General features: G+C 43.6%; 15 protein-coding genes. 5 read left to right on the top strand and 10 right to left on the bottom strand.

The features are described from left to right. On the bottom strand, positions 1–2,043 hold the full coding sequence (gspD, locus tag J8L84_RS08085) for a type II secretion system secretin GspD (protein WP_211070239.1): 2,043 nt from the start codon (positions 2,041–2,043) through the stop codon (positions 1–3). 18 nt (positions 2,044–2,061) lie between these two features. Next, positions 2,062–3,000: a type II secretion system protein GspC gene (gspC, locus tag J8L84_RS08080; protein ID WP_211070238.1), complete on the bottom strand. Its 939-nt coding sequence runs from the start codon at positions 2,998–3,000 to the stop codon at positions 2,062–2,064. A 136-nt stretch (positions 3,001–3,136) separates the two neighbouring features. On the opposite strand from gspC, the gene hslR reads away from it, so the two are divergent. The 3 genes from hslR to J8L84_RS08065 all read left to right on the top strand — a co-directional run bounded on the left by hslR (position 3,137) and on the right by J8L84_RS08065 (position 6,327). After that, positions 3,137–3,532 carry a ribosome-associated heat shock protein Hsp15 gene (gene hslR / locus J8L84_RS08075; protein WP_211070237.1) on the top strand — a complete coding sequence of 132 codons (396 nt, stop codon included), beginning with the start codon at positions 3,137–3,139 and terminating at the stop codon, positions 3,530–3,532. Positions 3,533–3,560: 28 nt separating this feature from the next. Then, the gene (hslO, locus tag J8L84_RS08070) at positions 3,561–4,460 is read left to right on the top strand and encodes an Hsp33 family molecular chaperone HslO (protein ID WP_211070236.1); all 900 of its coding nucleotides are present in this window, start codon (positions 3,561–3,563) and stop codon (positions 4,458–4,460) included. Between the two features lie 304 nt (positions 4,461–4,764). Further along, positions 4,765–6,327, top strand: coding sequence for a phosphoenolpyruvate carboxykinase (locus J8L84_RS08065; protein WP_211070235.1), 1,563 nt, complete (start codon positions 4,765–4,767; stop codon positions 6,325–6,327). Positions 6,328–6,465: 138 nt separating this feature from the next. Here J8L84_RS08065 and J8L84_RS08060 read toward each other — a convergent pair whose 3' ends face one another. Both J8L84_RS08060 and J8L84_RS08055 read right to left on the bottom strand, forming a co-directional pair. After that, positions 6,466–6,960: a hypothetical protein gene (locus tag J8L84_RS08060; RefSeq protein WP_211070234.1), complete on the bottom strand. Its 495-nt coding sequence runs from the start codon at positions 6,958–6,960 to the stop codon at positions 6,466–6,468. A 239-nt stretch (positions 6,961–7,199) separates the two neighbouring features. After that, positions 7,200–7,385: a hypothetical protein gene (locus J8L84_RS08055; protein WP_211070233.1), complete on the bottom strand. Its 186-nt coding sequence runs from the start codon at positions 7,383–7,385 to the stop codon at positions 7,200–7,202. A gap of 481 nt (positions 7,386–7,866) precedes the next feature. Here J8L84_RS08055 and J8L84_RS08050 point away from each other — a divergent pair, with 481 nt between their 5' ends. Beyond that, entirely contained in the window at positions 7,867–9,042 is a 1,176-nt protein-coding gene (locus J8L84_RS08050; RefSeq protein WP_211070232.1) for an MFS transporter, read from the top strand. Here the strand turns inward: J8L84_RS08050 and envZ are convergent. The 3 genes from envZ to J8L84_RS08035 all read right to left on the bottom strand — a co-directional run bounded on the left by envZ (position 9,033) and on the right by J8L84_RS08035 (position 12,359). After that, positions 9,033–10,349 (bottom strand): two-component system sensor histidine kinase EnvZ, encoded by a 1,317-nt coding sequence (gene envZ / locus J8L84_RS08045; RefSeq protein ID WP_211070231.1) that lies wholly within the window; start codon positions 10,347–10,349, stop codon positions 9,033–9,035. The two genes, J8L84_RS08050 and envZ, sit on opposite strands and share 10 nt — an antisense overlap. A gap of 44 nt (positions 10,350–10,393) precedes the next feature. Next, positions 10,394–11,116, bottom strand: coding sequence for a two-component system response regulator OmpR (gene ompR, locus J8L84_RS08040; RefSeq protein ID WP_057795281.1), 723 nt, complete (start codon positions 11,114–11,116; stop codon positions 10,394–10,396). Between the two features lie 145 nt (positions 11,117–11,261). Next, positions 11,262–12,359 (bottom strand): DUF2855 family protein, encoded by a 1,098-nt coding sequence (locus J8L84_RS08035; protein ID WP_211070230.1) that lies wholly within the window; start codon positions 12,357–12,359, stop codon positions 11,262–11,264. A 335-nt stretch (positions 12,360–12,694) separates the two neighbouring features. On the opposite strand from J8L84_RS08035, the gene J8L84_RS08030 reads away from it, so the two are divergent. Beyond that, positions 12,695–13,492: a hypothetical protein gene (locus J8L84_RS08030; RefSeq protein ID WP_211070229.1), complete on the top strand. Its 798-nt coding sequence runs from the start codon at positions 12,695–12,697 to the stop codon at positions 13,490–13,492. An 84-nt stretch (positions 13,493–13,576) separates the two neighbouring features. Here J8L84_RS08030 and J8L84_RS08025 read toward each other — a convergent pair whose 3' ends face one another. From J8L84_RS08025 to J8L84_RS08015, 3 genes are all read right to left on the bottom strand, one after another. Beyond that, positions 13,577–16,126 carry a TonB-dependent receptor plug domain-containing protein gene (locus J8L84_RS08025; RefSeq protein ID WP_211070228.1) on the bottom strand — a complete coding sequence of 850 codons (2,550 nt, stop codon included), beginning with the start codon at positions 16,124–16,126 and terminating at the stop codon, positions 13,577–13,579. 185 nt (positions 16,127–16,311) lie between these two features. After that, positions 16,312–17,679, bottom strand: coding sequence for a nucleobase:cation symporter-2 family protein (locus J8L84_RS08020; protein WP_211070227.1), 1,368 nt, complete (start codon positions 17,677–17,679; stop codon positions 16,312–16,314). 401 nt (positions 17,680–18,080) lie between these two features. Further along, positions 18,081–18,989 carry a phosphoribulokinase gene (locus J8L84_RS08015; RefSeq protein ID WP_159534032.1) on the bottom strand — a complete coding sequence of 303 codons (909 nt, stop codon included), beginning with the start codon at positions 18,987–18,989 and terminating at the stop codon, positions 18,081–18,083. Positions 18,990–19,004 lie beyond the last annotated feature (15 nt).

Genomic DNA, 19,004 nt, shown 5'->3' with positions numbered 1-19,004 from the left:
TTACTCGTTACCTTCATCAAGGTTGTCTTTTTCAGTCAGGTACTCTTCAAATGAAGGCGGTAATGAAAGTTCATCATCCCAGTTCGGCATGCTTGGGCTTTCCGCGTTAGGCATTAATGAAATACCATCTTGCTGGCGCTTAAGTTGTAGCGCACGAATATAGTTGTACTTACGATGACTGATAGAATTCATAGTTGCGCCGTCACGTACAATAGTAGGCTTTAAAAACACCATGAGATTACGCTTACGTTTGCTAGTAGACGTAGACTTAAATAAGTTACCAAGAATTGGGATGTCGCCTAATAAAGGCACTTTAGACACACTTTCTTGTACGTCTTCATCAATCAAGCCACCTAAAACTATGGTGCCGCCATCATCTACAATAACCGTGGTTTTAATTTCACGCTTGTTGATAGAGATATCTACTGAAGTAGCACCACTTACGCTTGATACTTCTTGTTCAATTAGCAGTTGTACCGCGTCGCCTTCGTTAATTTGCGGTGTTACTTTAAGTTTAATACCCACTTCTTGGCGATCAACCGTTTGGAAAGGATTCGAGTTATTCGAGCCTGTAGATGTGCCCGTAATAATGGGTACTTCTTGACCTACAATGAAATAGGCTTCTTCGTTATCCATGGTTGTTAAGTGCGGCGTGGCCAATACGTTTGAGTTAGTATCGGTACTGACAGCTTGTACGACTGCGCCCCAGCCATTATCAATAATACCGGCAATTAAGCCGTTCGCGCTGCCCAATAAGCTGGCAAGAGAAGTGTAATCACCTTCATCGGTAGTAGTGACTTCAACAACAGCACCTTCATCAGTTACAAAGGCTTCGGTATCGGTATCGTCTTCTGCTTCTTTAACCGCTACAGCCAATGAACCAACAGGTATAACGCCATTGCTGAACTGAGTACCGCCGCCACTTTCAGACACCCACTGTACACCCAAGGTAGTGCCGTCACTTTCAAATACTTCTACAATAATAGCTTCTACTTGTACTTGTGCTCGGCGAATATCTAACTGGCGAACTACTTCTTCAAGTGAACGCATCATGTCAGGTTCCGCAGTGATCACTAACGCATTAGAATCTTCATGGGCATCAATGCTGACATCACGGTTCGACGACGAACGGCTATTGGCACTGCCACTTTTTTCTTCGGCTTGAATACTGGCTGACACTCCTTGTAGTACTTTCACTAGGTCGTCGGCTTTGGCGTAGTTAAGAAACATTACGCGGGTGTTACCGCTGGTTTCTAACTCCTGATCCATGCGCTGAATAAGGTTGATTAAACGTTGGCGGGCTTTAATATCACCGCTTACAATTACTGAGTTAGTGCGGTCGTCGGCTACCACTCGAGGGTCTGATTTAGCACCGGTATTGGTCTTGCCTTGTGACTTGTTAATGCTGTCGATAATACGCACCATTTCAGAGGCTGAAGCGAAACGTAGTTTCACAATTTCAACTTCTTCATCACCTGCACGGTCAACACGCTCAATAATTTCAACTAAGCGGTTTACCACAGCCGCGCGGCCAGTAATCATCATTACGTTTGAAGGGTCGTGGCTTACTACATTACCACCGCCTGCTTGGTCATTAAGCTGACGTAAAATAGGCGCTAATTCTCTTACCGGTACGTTATAAACAGGCACTACGCGGGTGATCATTTCATCACCGTCTTTCGCTGAACCTTCTACGACAGGAATATTTGACGTTTTAGCATCTTTTGAGCGAACGACTTTTAAAATACCACTAGGCATTTCAACCACAGCAAAGTCGTAAACCTGAAGCACGTTTAAAAAGAATTGATAATACTGATCTTCAGTGAGCATATCGTAGCTTCGAACACTGATTTTACCGCGAACATTGGGGTCGACAATAATGGTGCGCTCTAAGTTCTTGCCCACAATATTAATGAACTCACTAATATCAGTGTCTTTAAAATTAGGCATATATTCAGCGGCTGTTACCGAGAAACAAAGAAGGGCCGTACACAGCGCTGTGCTTAGGCGAGATAACAATTTTTGGCTAGTGCGCCTTTTCATTCTGTCTTCCTTTAATTCTTATTCTGCTGATGGCTCAGGCAAATCGAGATAGAGCGTAGTAAAACTGCCATCACGAATGATTGTAAGTTCAATATTCTGAGCATTGCGAAGTTCAGATAGTGCTTCTTGGGATTGCTGCATGTCTGTCAGATCCAATCCGTTAATTTGTGCAATAACATCGCCGGCTTGAAGCCCTGCTGATTTAAATAATGCGGGTTCTTTACCTGGGCTAACTTGATAGCCGATTAGCTGTCCTTCTTCCGTTTTTGGCGAAATAGAGATGAAGTCGGTAAAGCTTGCTGGGCGTTCTCGCAGTGAAGCGGTTGCTTCAATGGCTTCTTCACTTAACTGTCTTGAATCGGGCTCGTCTCGTACATCTGGCACTGGCTGTGGACGACGTTTAGCTTGTTGTTGGCGACGCTTGTTCGCTTCGTCGTAGTCAATGCCATCTAACATCAAGGTTTCGTTTCTAATTCCATTTTTAATGATAACCCTGTCGCGGAATACTTGCTTCAGAGTGGCGTTAGTACCTTCAATTTTTTCACCCAAGCCATACACTGCTTGGCTATTGCGATTTTCGATAACCGCAGTACTAGAATCTTCATCTGAGCTAGCTACTACACCGGTAAGCGTAAGGTTAAGACGCGTTTCAGGCGCATCAGTAACGGGGGCTTCTTCTACCTTTGCAGGCACCGCTGCTGCATTACCAAATAAATTTAATTGTTGTATTTTGCGTATGTTGACCCCACTTTGCCCTGAAGCCGTAGAAGGTATAGGCGCAAAACTCACTGCGGGAGTCGCAGATAATTGAGGTTCAGGTATAATTCGCCATATTAGCTTGGCGGCAAAGGCTATTAAATATAGGCTCAGCAGCACCACAATTAACGTGTGAAGTTGTTTTTGGTTCTGGTTTACAAAAACAACCAGAGACTGTGGATTGAGTTTATCGAATGTCATGTCGCCACTTGATGGTACTGCTTATTATAAAAGTGAAAATTTGGTTAACCGCGCTTTGTCCGACCCATCATAGCCTAGTCGAGGTGGGGCTCACAACACTAAAGCCGCACCGTTACGAAATTATTACAAAGGTCTTATGGAAACGAACAATACATCACAAAATGTGAGGCTAGACAAGTGGCTATGGGCAGCAAGGTTTTTCAAAACCCGCGCCATTGCCAGAGACATGGTTCAGTCAGGAAAAGTTCACTACAACGGACAACGCACTAAGCCCGGCAAGAATGTAGAGCTTGGTGCAGTGATAAAAGTTCCCTCAGGTTGGGATAACCGTGACGTTATTGTTCGAGGACTCAGTGATAAACGACTTAGTGCAGCACTTGCTCAAGCCTTATATGAAGAAACTGAGACAAGTGTAACAAAACGTGAAGAAAACCAAGTTGCACGAAAATTGAACGCTTTTCATAGTCCTAAGCCGGAAAATCGGCCAGATAAAAAACAGCGCAGACAAATTATTAAATTTAAGCAGCAGTAAAAAGCATGCTGCCTAACAGGACAAGTTTATGAGTGATTTCGACAAATTACATCGATTTTTATTTACCCAAGCAAACGTTCGCGGCGAATTAGTTCGCCTAGATGAAAGCTTAAAGCAAATTGTGCACAGCTATGAATACCCTGTACAAATTCAGCGTTTGTTGGGGCAGCTGGCAGCGGCAACATCTTTACTGACGGCTACGCTTAAATTTAAAGGCGAAATTGCCTTACAAATTCAAAGTAAAGGGCCAGTGAGTTATGCGGTAATTAATGCCACCCATGAACAAACATTTCGTGGCGTTGCCCGCTGGGATGAAAGCCTTGAAACGCTTCCAGAAGCGTTTGATGAGTTACTTACCGAAGCGGTATTGGTGATGACAATTACCCCTGATGAAGGCGAGCGTTATCAAGGTATTGTGGCACTAGACAAACCAACATTAGCTGAGTGTTTAGAAGAATACTTCGCCCAGTCAGAACAGTTAGCCACTCGCGTGCACTTAATGACTGACTTGCAAGATGAAAACAACGCCAGAGCGGCGGGTATGCTGCTTCAAGTATTACCAACAGATGCTAGCGCGACTGATATAACCCAAGCTACAGGGTTTGATCATATTGCGACGTTAACCGAAACCTTAACGGAAAAAGAAATGTTCTCGTTGTCGGTAGAAGACATTCTTTATCGTTTGTATCACCAAGAAGAAGTTGAAGTATACCCAGCGAAAGCAGTTAGCTTTGCGTGTACTTGTTCTAAGGAACGTAGCGCAGAAGCGCTTCGTAACATCGATAAAGCAGAGCTGTTATCGATAGTGAAAGAAGATGGCGACATTAAAATGAATTGTCAGTATTGCCATGCAGAATATCGTTTCGACAGTATCGATATTGAGGCGATTCACAGTGGTAATGCACCTTCACCTGATACTAATCAATAAGGGTACGCTTTTTACCCTTAGCATTCCTTACCCTCAACTCAGCCTTTAAAAACGAAAATCTCCTTATTCACTTCCCCATTACGACATTTGTTGTAAGGGGAGGTTGATATAAATACCACGAATCCAATTTTGTTTCTCTCCTCCAAATGAAAATGTAATTTTATTACGTTTTTTTTTGAAAGTTGCTCCGGATTAATAATCAGTATTCTTTATAGAAATAACGCTATGCCTTTATTTACTTTAGACTCGGTTAAATGATACTTTTTGAAAGTGATATTGAAAGATTACATTGAGGGTTACGGTTATGAGTGTAGCAGCGTCTTTGAAAACGGATTTAAAAATCTCTCCACTGGTTGATTTGCCCAGCGCCGAATTAATCGAACGCGCGATTAAGCGTGGCGAGGGTGTGTTGGACACTAACGGGGCTTTGGTGGTTGAAACTGGCGAAAGAACCGGTCGTTCACCAAATGATAGGTTTATCGTTAAAGAGTCTTCCACTGAAAATGAAATTGATTGGGGTAAGGTTAATAAGCCATTTGATGCCAATAAATTCGATGCCTTGTGGAATAAAGTAGAAGCTTACCTTACTACTCAAGAACACTTTTTATCTCACCTTCAAGTAGGCTCAGATCCTGCGCATGCACTTCCCTTAGAAGTAAGAACGCAAACCGCATGGCAGCACGTATTTGCCCGTAATCTTTTCATCGTACCTGAAAACTGGAATGCCAATAACGAAACGCCATGGCAGGTACTCAACGTGCCTGGGTTCGTTTGTGAGCCAGAGCGTGACGGCACCAACAGTGATGGTGTTGTAGTCATTAATTTTGCAAAAAAACGTGTGCTCATTGCCGGCATGAGATACGCCGGTGAAATGAAAAAAGCCATGTTCTCGGTTCAGAATTTTTTACTTCCCGCGAAAGACATATTACCCATGCACTGCTCTGCCAATGTAGGCGAGCAAGGCGATGTTACCTTGTTCTTTGGTCTGTCGGGTACAGGTAAAACCACCTTATCTGCCGATCCTAAGCGCTTTTTAATTGGCGATGATGAACACGGTTGGGGCGAAGGCAGTGTGTTTAATATTGAGGGCGGCTGCTACGCAAAATGTATCGACCTTTCGCAAAAGAACGAACCGGTTATTTGGGACGCCATTAAGTTTGGCACTATTTTAGAAAACGTTGTGCTAGACGATACTCGCACCCCAGATTACAAAGATACATCGCTAACACAAAATTCACGCGCTGCTTATCCGTTAAGCCATATCGAAAAGCGGGTGGAAGCAAACCGTGGCGGCGAGCCACGCTCTGTCGTGTTTTTAACCTGTGACGTAAGTGGTGTGTTACCGCCTGTGTCAGTACTAAGCGAAGAAGCGGCGGCCTATCATTTCTTAAGTGGTTACACCGCAAAGGTAGGCTCTACAGAGATTGGTTCAACCTCTGACATTGAATCGACCTTCTCTACTTGCTTTGGCGCACCCTTCTTCCCACGCCCAGCAGGCGTGTATGCCGAGTTATTAATTAAACGTGTGAAAGCGTTTAACGCCAAAGTGTACTTGGTGAATACCGGTTGGACTGGTGGGCCTTATGGTACAGGTCAGCGTTTCGATATTCCTACTACCCGCGCCATTATCGATGCCATTGTATCCGGTGATTTAGCCGATGTTGAAACCCAACATATTGAAGGCCTAAACCTTGATGTACCTGTTGCAGTATCAGGCGTTGACGATAAATTATTGGTGCCTAAGCAAACGTGGGACGATGCAGAAAAATACGAAGAATATGCGCAGAACCTAGTAGATAGCTTCAAACAAAATTTCGAAAAATACGATGTTAGTGACGCCATTGTTAAGGCGGGTCCTGGCAACTAATTCTCGCTGCGTTTTTAGGGGCGCAGTTAGATGTTAGGGGAGGCAACCCTTCCCTTCCCAACCTTCATCACACTCAACGTGATTGATGTTTTGCCCGCGCTTAGCCGCGGGCTTTTTTCGTTTCGATTCGCTTACTGTTTAATGTAAAGAGGTGGATCCAAACCAATTGTGGGGCAGAGGGGTAAAATTGATATTGTTTTTATATTGAAGAAGCTTGCTGTCCAGCTGGCTATCTGGAAACCAATACTTCCGATCATCTATGGAAATAAGTCTTAGGGTGTAAGATACGCTAAATGGGTCGAGTGGCCCTTTTTCAGTTCGAATTGAAGTGTCAAAAATTTGAACTTCTCTGTCCTTATTGTTTGGTGCTGGTACTTTTTTATTTTCAGAGTTGTATATAACAGGGATTTGAATAACAGTGATGCCTTGTGGAAGCTTGTGAAATTTGGAAATTTCAGACAATTTCTCGTTACTAAATGGGTATCTTTGTAAGCGCCAACTGGCGTCTATATACACTTTGGCCAAGGCGACGTTATTATCTCCAACATGAATAAATACTCTGGGTTGGAACAATTTAAAGAAACAATAGAACCCAATTAACGTTGAGCCAACGATAAATATTATCCACCTCATTACAATACTGGCTCATAGTTAACTTCAAAAAATGCTCCCTCACTCGGTCCGATTTGATGAAAACTTGAATCTTTGCCGCGATCTTGCCAAAATCTTACACTCAATGCCAGTGTCACTCCCAACCTCATTTTTAAATGTCGCTTTCACCGGACCTGAGTTTCCGATATAGCCATTTCTGTTGACGATACTATAGTAGCAGAATCCACTCAGTCTTGGCAGACTAAAGGAAGATCCGGGAACTAAAGCACAGAGCCTTTTGATGATTGGTAAATCCCAACTCTAATCAAGGTAGAAGCAAATTCTAAATGCGCTTCAAATATATCCTGCGAATCAAGATGCCTTGCAAATACTTCATCTGCTATAGATTTGTCATCGCCATCATTGATACAAAATCTTGCTTTCGAAACTTTCTGGAAAACTTTCAATTGAGTCGCCGTAATAGGTGTGTGTCCGGAATGTCGTCTTGGAGCAGGAGTCAAATCAAGGGGGTTCCTAGTGAAATATGCAATGTATTAAAGATAATATCGGTATTCCTTTCTACATCGTCGCGAATACCATCAGCGTCGGAGTCGATACCAGTTAAAGAGCCGTCGTCATTTTTCCCATATGGTAAGTCTTCACTTTCAACGTAAATCTACAGTCTTGGTCTCGGGGGTTATCAAAGATTAGATCAAAGAATATTTTGCTCGCGCTTAGCCGCGGGCTTTTTTCGTCTCCTATCTTGCGCGACTTATACTAAAGGCGTACTGTAGCGTCCTTGGTAGTCGATAACGTTTTCACGTTAAAAATGTGCTCCAAACAAAAAATCAAAAAACGTTGTAGTAAGTCTCTTAACTACAAATCATGCCCTGCTACACCAAAATATTGCACTATTTCGTTTAGAACCCTGTTTGTAAAGGAGCATGGATGAGCCGTCGTCCTATTACTGTTGTTATATTTTCCGGTTTTTTCTTACTGGGTATGTTGTTTATATTATGGGGTATTTTACTTCCAGATATTGCTGCCGATCTACGTATGTCAGAGTTGGTAAGTGGTTTGTTCTTCTCGCTTTTCTCATTGGGTATGATGGTGGGCGCCGTAGTAGGCGGAAAGTACGTAAGTCGCTTTGATTACATGCCATTGTTAGCATCGCTGCTAGGTATAAACGCTGTTTTACTGCTGATCATATCGTCACTGCAAGGGTGGCAATGGGTATTGGTGGTGGCCGTAGTGATAGGCATAGTCAGTTCCACAATTTTTACTATTGGGCATACCCTAATTGCACGCCTGTACGAAGAAAAGCGCTTTACCATGATGGGGCTGATGGACTTTATGTTCAGCTTGGGGACCTTTGCCGCTTCGTTTTTTGTAACCTTGCTTTATCTTCAGGAAGAAAATTGGCGTAGGCCTATTCAGGTGCTCGCATTATTTATGCTAGCCCTGTCGGCGTACACCTTTATGGCAGCGCACTCTCAAGCTAAATTACTTCGCGGGCAACCAAAAGCGCAGCGTAAAACCCTTAATTTTGGTGCGGTAATTAGACAACCTATCTTTATTTTTATGGCGCTGCTTAGTTTTGGCTACGGTGCGGTAGAGTTTGGCAACGCTAATTGGTTTGTAAGCTATGCGCAAAACGGCATTGGGTTTACCGGTGAACAATCTCGAAACCTACTCGCGTGTTTTACGGCGGGTATGGTAATAAGCCGTTTGGTTTTTCCTTTTTTATTGCGATTTATGTCGGTACATCGTCTTATCGTTATTTTGGCGACAGCGTCGTTGTGCGGTGTGTTTGCCATTAAGCTTATGACCGACCTGTACAGTATGGGCGCAGGTAATTTACTGTTAGGGCTAGGCTTAGGTGGGTTATTTCCACTTATGTTATCGGCAGCTATGAATATTGATAGTGACAACGGGCCCGTATTATCTGGCATTTGTATTATTGGTAACTCTACTGGCGTGCAAGTAGCCTCATTTTCAACAGGCTTGTGGGCCAACTATGTGCCCCTTACTACCGCGTTTTGGGTAATACCTATGGGCGGGTGTATGTTGTGGGTTGCTGCATGGGCTTATAGCCGAATGGTGAAACAGCACGGTTACGCATGAAGGGGTAAATAGAACTCTGCAATTAAGCCTTGCTGTGGGTGATTGCGCAGTTCCACACCGCCACCATGGGCTTCTACAATACGCCTTATAATTGATAAACCTAAACCAGAGCCCGATGTACTTCGGGCTTTGTCGCCTTGCGCGAAGGGCATAAACACATGCTCTAATTCTGCTGCGGGAATGCCAGGGCCAAAGTCGCGAATTTTACAGTAAACCCGCTTTTCATTTCGGTTATAAAAAGTGGAGATAACTATATTGTCAGAGCCATAACGAAAGGCGTTCTCGATAATATTATCAATAACCCGCTTCATGGCCACGCGGCGTAAATCAAGCAAGGGAATATCGTTAAGTTTCAACGCGATATGATGCTTCTCTTCAATATGCCGCGCTTGAGCCAGTTCAATAATAAGACTGTTTAGATCGGTGTTTTCTTTTATCTCTTCTGTATCGTAGCGGGCGTAGTCGATGAATTGATCGATAATGGCATTCATATCTTCAATATCGTTAACAATGCCATCTTTTATCCAGTTTTGGGATTCAGGCAGCATTTCAGATGCAAGGCGAATGCGTGTCAGCGGAGTACGTAAATCGTGGGATATACCTGCCGTCATCAAGGTTCTGTCATGCTCTAGTTGCTTTATGCCTTGATTCATTCGGTTGAAGGCGCGGGTAACTTGAATCATTTCCGTGCTGCCTTGCTCTTTAAGCGGCGCGGGGTGTTCGCCTTTACCTACCGCTAATGCTGCTTTTTGCAAAGAAGACAGTGGCATGGTCATGCGCCGTACAAATAGCCAACCACCCGCCACACTTAATATACCTATCACCATCAAATACATAGTTAACGGTGAAATATTCGCTTCGTTTAAGCCGGTTATGGGAATAGCAATCCAGGTGTCGGGGTAGCGAGACAACGAGATCCATACTGTATAGGGTGCGCTGGCGTCGGTTTTTTGCGAAACGGTGCTAATGCGAACATCGGCAAGTTGCTCAATTTGTTTGCTTACTTGGGACGACATAAACCCATAATAGACCGCGCTTTCTAAGCCTTTGGTTCGCGCTTTGCTGGCATCGAGTATTTGAATGTCGGTTTTGTCGTAATAGCGGGCTCTGCTGTCGTCATTACTGACTAATAAGTCTTCCGCTAATACCGATTTTACTTGCGTGGCAAGTAGGCTGTTAATTTGTTGGTAACTCGGCTGAATAAAATAATAAGTAACAGACAGATAAGAGACGACTTGGTTAATAAGCAAAAGTACGCCAATTAGCATTACTGTTTGGCCAAATGCACTTTGAGGAACCAGACGCACTACTTCACCAGCCTATCTAAACAACCCATTTTTCCCATGGTTATTTATGCCTGCTCACCATCGGGTACGAATACATAGCCTAAGCCCCAAACGGTCTGAATATACCTTGGGTTAGCGGGGTCTTTCTCTAGCATTCTACGCAGTCGAGATACCTGAACATCAATACTACGCTCAAGCGCACTGTAGTCTCGCCCGCGAGCAAGATTCATCAGCTTATCGCGTGACAATGGCTCTCTAGGGTGGGTAACTAAAGACTTCAATACCGCAAATTCACCGCTGGTGAGGGTAAGGGGGGTAGTGCCAGCCGTCATTTCTCGGGTAGCCAAATTTAGTTTGTATTCGCCAAATTCGATAACTTGAACGTCTTTAGACGGCGCACCAGGAGCTTCACTACTGCGTCGACGTAATACTGCCTTCGCCCGTGCAAGTAACTCTCGAGGATTGAATGGCTTAGGCAAGTAGTCATCGGCACCCATTTCAAGGCCAATAATTCTGTCTACTTCATCGCCTTTTGCGGTAAGCATGATAATAGGAAGTTCGCTACCGGCTTGACGTAAGCGACGACAAATAGACAAGCCATCTTCGCCAGGAAGCATTAGGTCTAGCACCATAAGGTGGAAGTTCTCGCGTTCAAGCAGTCTATCCATTTGCTCTGCATTTCCAGCGCTTCGCACCTGATACCCTTGTTCCACTAAATAGCGTTCAAGTAGGCTACGAAGGCGCATGTCATCATCGACAACGAGAATTTTGGACGTTTCCTGACCCATGATATGCCTTTAGTAATAGTTTTCCTCACTATAACGACTCGTCACCAAATACAAAAGAGAGGAATGCATGAAAGCCTTCCCCTCTTTGTTACAAATAGTGTCAGATATAGGTTTATATAACGTCGCTAAGGTAAACAAAAGCCAACTAGTTAAAGCGAACCACGTTTAGTGCTTTGGTGTCGGCGGTGCCGTTTAAGGTGTCGGAATATAAGGCAACAATTTGCTGAGAGCCCGTGTGTCCTTGTTCAAAAAAGGTATCTTGAACTTTGCCTGCAAAACCCTGCCAGGCCTTTGCGTATTTTGCTAAAAAGCCATCGTGTCCCCATTCCTGCTGGCGTTGTTTTACCCGAGCTGGTGCAAAAAATATCTCTGCATCTAAGGCTTTCTTGTTCGGTTTTTGCTCGGCTTTCCAGTCAGTCGCACCAATTAGCGTCACTTTTGAAAGCTTATCACCAAGTGTATCGCCGAGTGACTCAATCAAAGAGCCATTGGCGGCAAAATCAAGTAGCCAGTACTGGTGATCTTTAGATAAAGTTTCTACATCGTCATAGCTAAATACCTGATCGTAGCATCCCGATGCCTTCACCATGTCTACATTTGACGCAGAGGTTAACCCTATTACTTGATAATTAGCATGTCTGTGACTTTTTTGATCTTTAAGCAGTTGAGCGGTGCCCAATGCGGTTTTGCTAGATGCACTTGAAAGTAATAACGACTCACCTTGGCTAAATTCATCCACAAAGTCATCCAACACAAACGAAGTCATATATAAGGGGCGAAAATTTAACTGCCACGCTTCACGGCTGGCGTCATAACCAGGGTCGACGGCACAGCGTAGATATTGGTCGTACACGGGGCTAATACTTTTGCGGTTTTCGTGTATATCAGAAAATCCGTGGGGTGCTACTTTTCCTGCCTTAATTACCCAATGGCTTGCCATTGGAAGATAGCCAAAGATTTTTTCGCCTGCTTTAACATCAGCATGATTGGAGGCGACAACCGTAGCAAAGCCCCATACAGGCACAATGCCGTAATCTTCATCAGCAGGAAAGAAACCCCAGTAGCCCATAGTAAAGCCCAATGCTGCATAGGTAATATTATTGGCTGAAAAACCAAAGCTATCGGTTTCAAGCAAAACTTCATCTTCCGCTAAATCATCGATAGACAATGTTTTGTCTACCACTTGGGTGTCGTCAATTTTATCTTTCTTCACCCATATCTGCGTACTGGTTACGGTTGTCATGGCGTCACCCTCAATCATATTGTAAAGGAGTACGATGACGCACTTTCTAGGTATTTTCGACTTTAGGTTGTAAATAGATTGTTATAGGAGTGACGAATACAAGAAGAAGCAGGCACATTTTGCTCGTATAGTTTGTTGTTTAGTGTGCCAATTCGGGTGCAATAGTGACGTTCAGTATTGAACTGACCGTCAAAGCTAATCTATGTGATTGCCCCTTTTACACCATTTAACTACTAGCGCTGCACTGTTTATTTATTATACTAAAGTCTAATTTGGCGTTTGTGTAGGCACGGGTACAAATACCTATATGAGCGGAATAGTCAAAGGGAAAGAGCATGTTGAAGCGTAACGTAATAATTCTATTCACATTGATGATGTCGTTTTCATCATCAGCGGCTTTAGTGAAATTTTCATTTGAAGGCAAGGTTACTGATATTGACAATATAGTCGGAAGCTTTTGGGACTCATCAGTGATAGGCGCTAAAATTAGCGGTTACATGATTATGGATACCGAACGTGCCATAGGTGGGCGAGAAGAAACTTCATATTATTGGTGGAATAATATAGATAGTGACCCAGGCGCGTTAACCACATTTTTTGAAATTCTAGGCAAAAGTTACACACTCTCTGGTGACTATGATTATAACGCCATGTACGACAGTTACGTGACCGATGAATTTTTAGAGTATGGCGGTGGTATTGATGAATATGGTGATGCTGTTCCTGACAGTTTTGGGCTGAAAGATACTGAACAGCACGAAACTATAGTTAATGGCGAAGAGACTTTTATAAACAAAAAATTTGCTTTCGGTATTTCAGATAGCTTGATAGATTTTTTAACTGACTTTCGGCCTGTCCCTGGCGTTGGTGAGCCCCAACCCGATTGGTTACAAGAAATTTTATGGATAGATGACGGTACCATTGATAATGGGAAATCTGGCGGTGGATCTTTCGATTATTATGAGACCTTTGATGATGGGATAACAAGTCGAGAGACGGTTGCCGATGCTATGCTGTATTTTCGTTTTAACCAAGTTTCAACACAGCAAATCTCAAGTGTTAGCGCGCCTAATAGCGTTGCACTCTTTATAATAGCGGCAGTAATGCTAGTTTTTCGCTGTCGTTTACGATGATAGATGATTGCTGGTAGATAAAAAAAGCGCAGGTAGGTAAAAACGACCACCACTTTTTATGTGAGGTGGTGGTCGATGTTTGCGCTAGAAAGAATAACTAAACATGATTGAACCCGTTCGGCCTTCAGAAGGTTTAACCACGACCGAGTCGAACAAGTCGGCAGACGTGTAATATTCCTCTTCGAACAAGTTGTTTACGCTAAGTAGTATGCGGTAATTCTCGGCAACATAGCCCACTGAGCCGGTCCATACCATGTAACTAGGCAGTAATATGGTTTCCAGTACATCGGTGTAAGTTTCATCGGCCCACCCAAAGCCAAGACTAGCCGTTACTCTGCCTCTCTCTAATGGCTTGTTGTAATTCAAAAACAAGCTCACAGTGTTGTCAGGCAGACCACCACGGTCAAGCTCTACACCTTCGCCAACAAATGTCGATCTGTCCCCTGCAATACGTCCACCATAAACCTGGTACGCTTCAAGACCATTTTGGGCCGCAAAGTCAGCGCCATTGATTACAGCTAACGCACCATCACTCACCTCGGTGGTTTCAATGTGGGTGGCGGTCGCGGTAAGCGAGAAACTTTCATTTAAGATAGCGCGGGCTTCAAATTCAACCCCTTCACTGTATACGGCTACTAACGCAGAGGTTTGGCCAATTCGGTCGGTTTTTTCCTGATCAAATACGGCAAGGGCGGCATAGAGTGATTCATCGTCGCTGCTGTATTTAATCCCTAGCTCGGCTAAGGTTGATTCGGCCAAATACTCACCGTTATCCACACTACTTGGAATAATGCCGCCAAGTTGGTTAGTGCTTAGCGAACTAGATTCGGCGTAAGTGGCGTAAGGCACGAATCCTGATTCCATCTTGTACGACACGCTCACGTTGTAACTAAACGCAGATTCGGTATCGGTATGTACTTCGCCATCGCCAAAAGGAATGCCTAACAAGGAAATGGCTTGGTCTTCAGATTCAACATCGAAATAATCGTACCTAGCGCCAAGCAAGATACTCCAAGACTCTAGCGTAATATCGGCAATATAAAACAGGCCCGCGTTAAGCATGGTAGAAACTTGTTCTTCGTTGTAGTTTCTTCTTACTGTGCCATCAATGCCGGTAGGGTTACCGTCTTCATCGTAAATAATGGTGGCATCTTCATAGGGGTCATCTACCGCCCAATCAATTCTATCGTCAGGGGTTGGCCCTACGATAATATCTCGAAAATCGAAAGTTTCGTCGTAGTACGCATGGTTGTAGTCAAGATCTTCGTTACGAATACTAATGCCGGTAATATGCTGGATAGTGGCATTATCGTGGAAAGTTTCGAAGTTTAGGCTCGACCTGAACTCCATGGCTTCGGCCCCAGGATAATCAGCAGTAAAGCCCCAGCTCTGGAACTTGGTGTGATCCATGTAATCGTAATAAAACTGGTTTTTCCACGTCATGTCGTCAGACAAATAGGTCGTAAAGTCTAAGTACGCAGTGAATGCTGTTGAGTCGGCAAAATCAATGTCGTCTATAAAGGTTGTTTTATGATCGATTTGAGCGGTGCCAGGGTTACTGAGCGCATAAGCATTTTCAATACCGTCAGCCACTCCTGGGCAAGAAAGCAGCATAGCGTTATAGGTGTAGTTACTGTTATCTGCCGTGCCTGGGCTACAAAAGGTGCCTACGCCTGAAAACGACGAGTTAATGAAGTAAGGCGCAAATGGCGAGATAAAACCCGATTCTTGAGGCAGTAGTCTATCTGCCCCAATAGGGTTATCTGAATTCTTAGCCACGGGTGCACCTGTAATGTAGGTGCCATTATCAATTAAGTCTTGGGTTACCCGGTTCCAGCCTGGCACTTGAATGGCATCAGAGGTTTGGTATTGAAACCCAAATTCCATCAAAGTGTTATCGGTTAAATCGACATCTAGCGCCACTTGTACAATTTCATTCGTTGGTTCGTAGTTATCGTAATAAGAGCCTGAATCTTCTGCTTCAGCAAAAATGTACACGCCTGCTTGTTTATCGCCAAGCATGAAAGGCGTACCGCCCTCTATAGCAAGAATTTTTTGATCGTATGTGCCAAGGGTTAAGTGGATTTCGCCGGTGGCTTCATCAAAGTATTTAGTGGCATCTGATTTTGCCGATTTTGGTGAGTAATTTAACTGCCCGCCTACGCTACCATTTCCATATAAAGGGCTAACCGGCCCGCGCATCACTTCCAACCCTTTTGCCCCACGAATATTAGTTTTAAACGCACCTGGGTTGGCAATTCGCCTAAAGCCACGAAAGTAGTTATCGGCCGATTCACCACGAATATCCATGGCGCCTTGAATACCAAAAAACGAGCTGGTGAAGGCTCCAGGGGTGATGCGGACTAAATCATCCACCGAGCGCAATCCGTAAGCTTCTATTAGGTCTGAACTAATATCGGTAACCGATCGGGGTGTTTCTACTAACGACTTGTCTAAGCCAAATGCGCTTTTCGATTCTATCGGAATGAGTGAGTTAAGGTCTTTTACCCCAGTAATTGAAATGGTTTCCATGTCTTCATCACTCGGTGGCTCTTGTGCCAAGGTAGCACTCGAGTATGAAGCAAAGAGCGAAAGCATCGTTAAGTAGAGGGTTTTATGCGTAAATGTTTTCATTGAGCTGCCTAGTGTGTGTTATCGCGCTATGCGCTTCTTTAGTTATGTATTAAATCGTTCACGCCTTTATTGCTTTAATTGGTGGGCGTATACAGTTTGGTTGTTGTAATGCACGGCTCAACAAGGCAATTTTTCTAGTTGTGTTAGTCGAACTTTTATTTCGACTGTTGTTTGATTTTTTCTACTCACGGTGACAGCGAAGCATCAGTGTTTTCTGGTTTCGTAACTTTATTCTCTGGAATTAAAATACTCATAATAATGGCGGTAAAGCCCGCAGATGTGACCGAGGAGGACAGCACGTTTTTAAAGGCTACAGGTAAGCCTTGTATAGCATCGGGTACCATCAGCACTCCTAACCCAGTGCCTAGCGAGGTCGCGATAATAAGTGACTTTCGACGATCGATAGGCTCGCTAGCCAATATCTTAATACCGCCTACGGCAATGGTGGCGAACATAACCAGTGTTGCACCGCCAAGTACAGGTTTAGGCATTAATTGAAGTGCGCCGCCGATAATGGGAAACAAGCCTAAAATGACTAGCATGGCCGCCACATAAAAGCCCACATGCCGGCTTGCTACGCCGGTTAATTGAATAACAGCGTTGTTCTGCCCAAATGTGGTATTTGGAAAGGTATTGAATATGGCTGCAATGGCCGAATTAATGCCGTCGGCTAAAATGCCGCCTTTAATTCTTTTTAGGTATTTAGGGCCCTTTATTGGTAAGCCACAAAACAAGCTGTTAGCTGTAAGGTCGCCGGAGGTTTCTAGTGCGGTAAGAAAATAAATAAGCGCGATAGGAATGAATATATCGAGGTCAAAATTAATTCCATACTTAAAAGGAATGGGAATACTGACAATAGGTTGTTCGGCCAAGCTTGCAAATGAGACCCAGCCTAAGACAGACGCAACGATAGTGCCTAAAATCATGCCTATCATGATGCCGGAAAGTCTTACCCAAGGGTTACTAGAAACGTTCAGCGCAATAATGATAACAAGTACAAATAGCCCAAGCGCAAGGTTTTCTATACTGCCAAAGTTCGTGCTACCAAACCCGCCAGCTAAATCAGTGATGCCTACCTTTATAAGGCTAATACCAATAGTAGTAATAACAATCCCCGTGGTTAAAGGCGTGATTACCCGCTTTATTTTATTAATAAAAAAACTCACGATAATTTCGATGAAAGCGCCGAGAAGACACACACCCAATAGAGTAGAGAGTATTTCTTCTTTGCTACCCCCTTTAGCTTTAATAGACAGCCCGGCTATTAGTAACGCGCTGATGAACGCAAAGCTGGTGCCTTGTACTGCAATTAAGCCGCAGCCGACTGGGCCAAAGGTTTTTGCTTGAATAAAAGTCGCCACGCCTGAAACAAACAGCGACATACTAATAAGATAAGGTATTTCGGATTCAAGCCCTAAAGCAGTGCCAATAATCAGCGACGGGGTAATAATACCTACGAAGCAAGCTAATATATGTTGCAACGCGGCAGTAATAGATTGGTTTACTGTTGGAATGTCGTCTAATGCAAATAAGACATCGGTATTTGGTTTCATTAAGTCCCTTTATAAACCAATTATCGCTACAAGGTTGTGATTACGGATTTACATGCACAATATTGCTATGCAAGAAATTAACCTTTTATGATTTTTAATTTATTTAAAAACTCTATTTTTATCAAAGTGATATTAAGGGTATGAAATTTAAGTTTTTTATTACGTTATTTTTTAGGTGATAAGGATAATGCAGAGTGTTGAACGGTATTTAAAAGGTAGCTGGAAATTAGTAAAGGGCGGGTTTGGTGATCATTTTAGTGCATTCGATGAATTAGATTTGAGAAAGATAAATCGAGATTATTATACTTTAGTCTAGTTTTTAATTGGCCCAAATATTAAAAAAGGGCTTGTTATAAAAGCCCTTTTTTTAATTTAGTAAAGATTATATCGTACTGGAAATATTACTCATCTTGGGTGTTAAGCCAATCCATTTGATGGCCAGCACGACGCTTTCTATTTAAAATATCTTCCAATAGTGGAGTAAGGATAAGCTCCATCGCTAACCCCATTTTACCGCCCGGAACTACAAGTGTGTTAATACGCGACATAAACGCGCCATCAATCATTTGTAGTAGATAAGGGTAGTCAACATGCTTCATTTCACGCCTAAAGCGAACCACAACAAAGCTTTCATCTTGTGTAGGTATTTCACGAGCACTGAAAGGGTTTGAGGTATCTACAGTAGGTACACGTTGAAAGTTAACATGGGTTTGCGAGAACTGAGGCGTGATGTACTGGAAATAATCATCTAGCCCACGGACAATGCTGCTCATTACCGCTTCACGAGAATGGCCTCGGTCGGTGGTATCGCGCACAATTTTTTGAATCCACTCAAGATTAACGATGGGAACCATGCCTACCAATAAATCCACATGCTTGGCCACATCATTCTCTTCGGTTTTTACGCCGCCATGTAAGCCTTCATAAAACAGTAAATCGGTATTTTGTGGTAAATCTTGCCATGGCGTAAAGGTGCCGGGCATTTGGTTAAAAGGCACGGCTTCATCAAATGTGTGCAGGTACTGGCGAAATTGGCCTGAACCAGAGCTTCCGTATTCTCTAAATAGGGTTTCGAGAAGTTCGAAATCGTTGGCCTTCGGGCCAAAGTAACTAATATGTCGGCCCTGTTCTTGGGCTTTGCGAATTTCCACTTCCATTTCCGGGCGAGTAAATCGGTGGAAACTGTCGCCGCCAACCACCGCTGCATTCACATTCAGGTTCCTGAAAATGTGGCGTATAGCATTGGTTGTCGTGGTTGTTCCTGCCCCTGACGAACCGGTAATGGCAATAATTGGATGTTTTACAGACATAGAAATTCGTTTGAG

The sequence above is a fragment of the Alteromonas sp. MMG017 genome, assembly GCF_018100795.1.
In the GTDB taxonomy this organism is placed as follows: Bacteria; Pseudomonadota; Gammaproteobacteria; order Enterobacterales; family Alteromonadaceae; genus Alteromonas.
The sequence above is the reverse complement of the archived record's forward strand: the minus strand, read 5'-3'. Positions and strand labels throughout refer to the sequence as shown.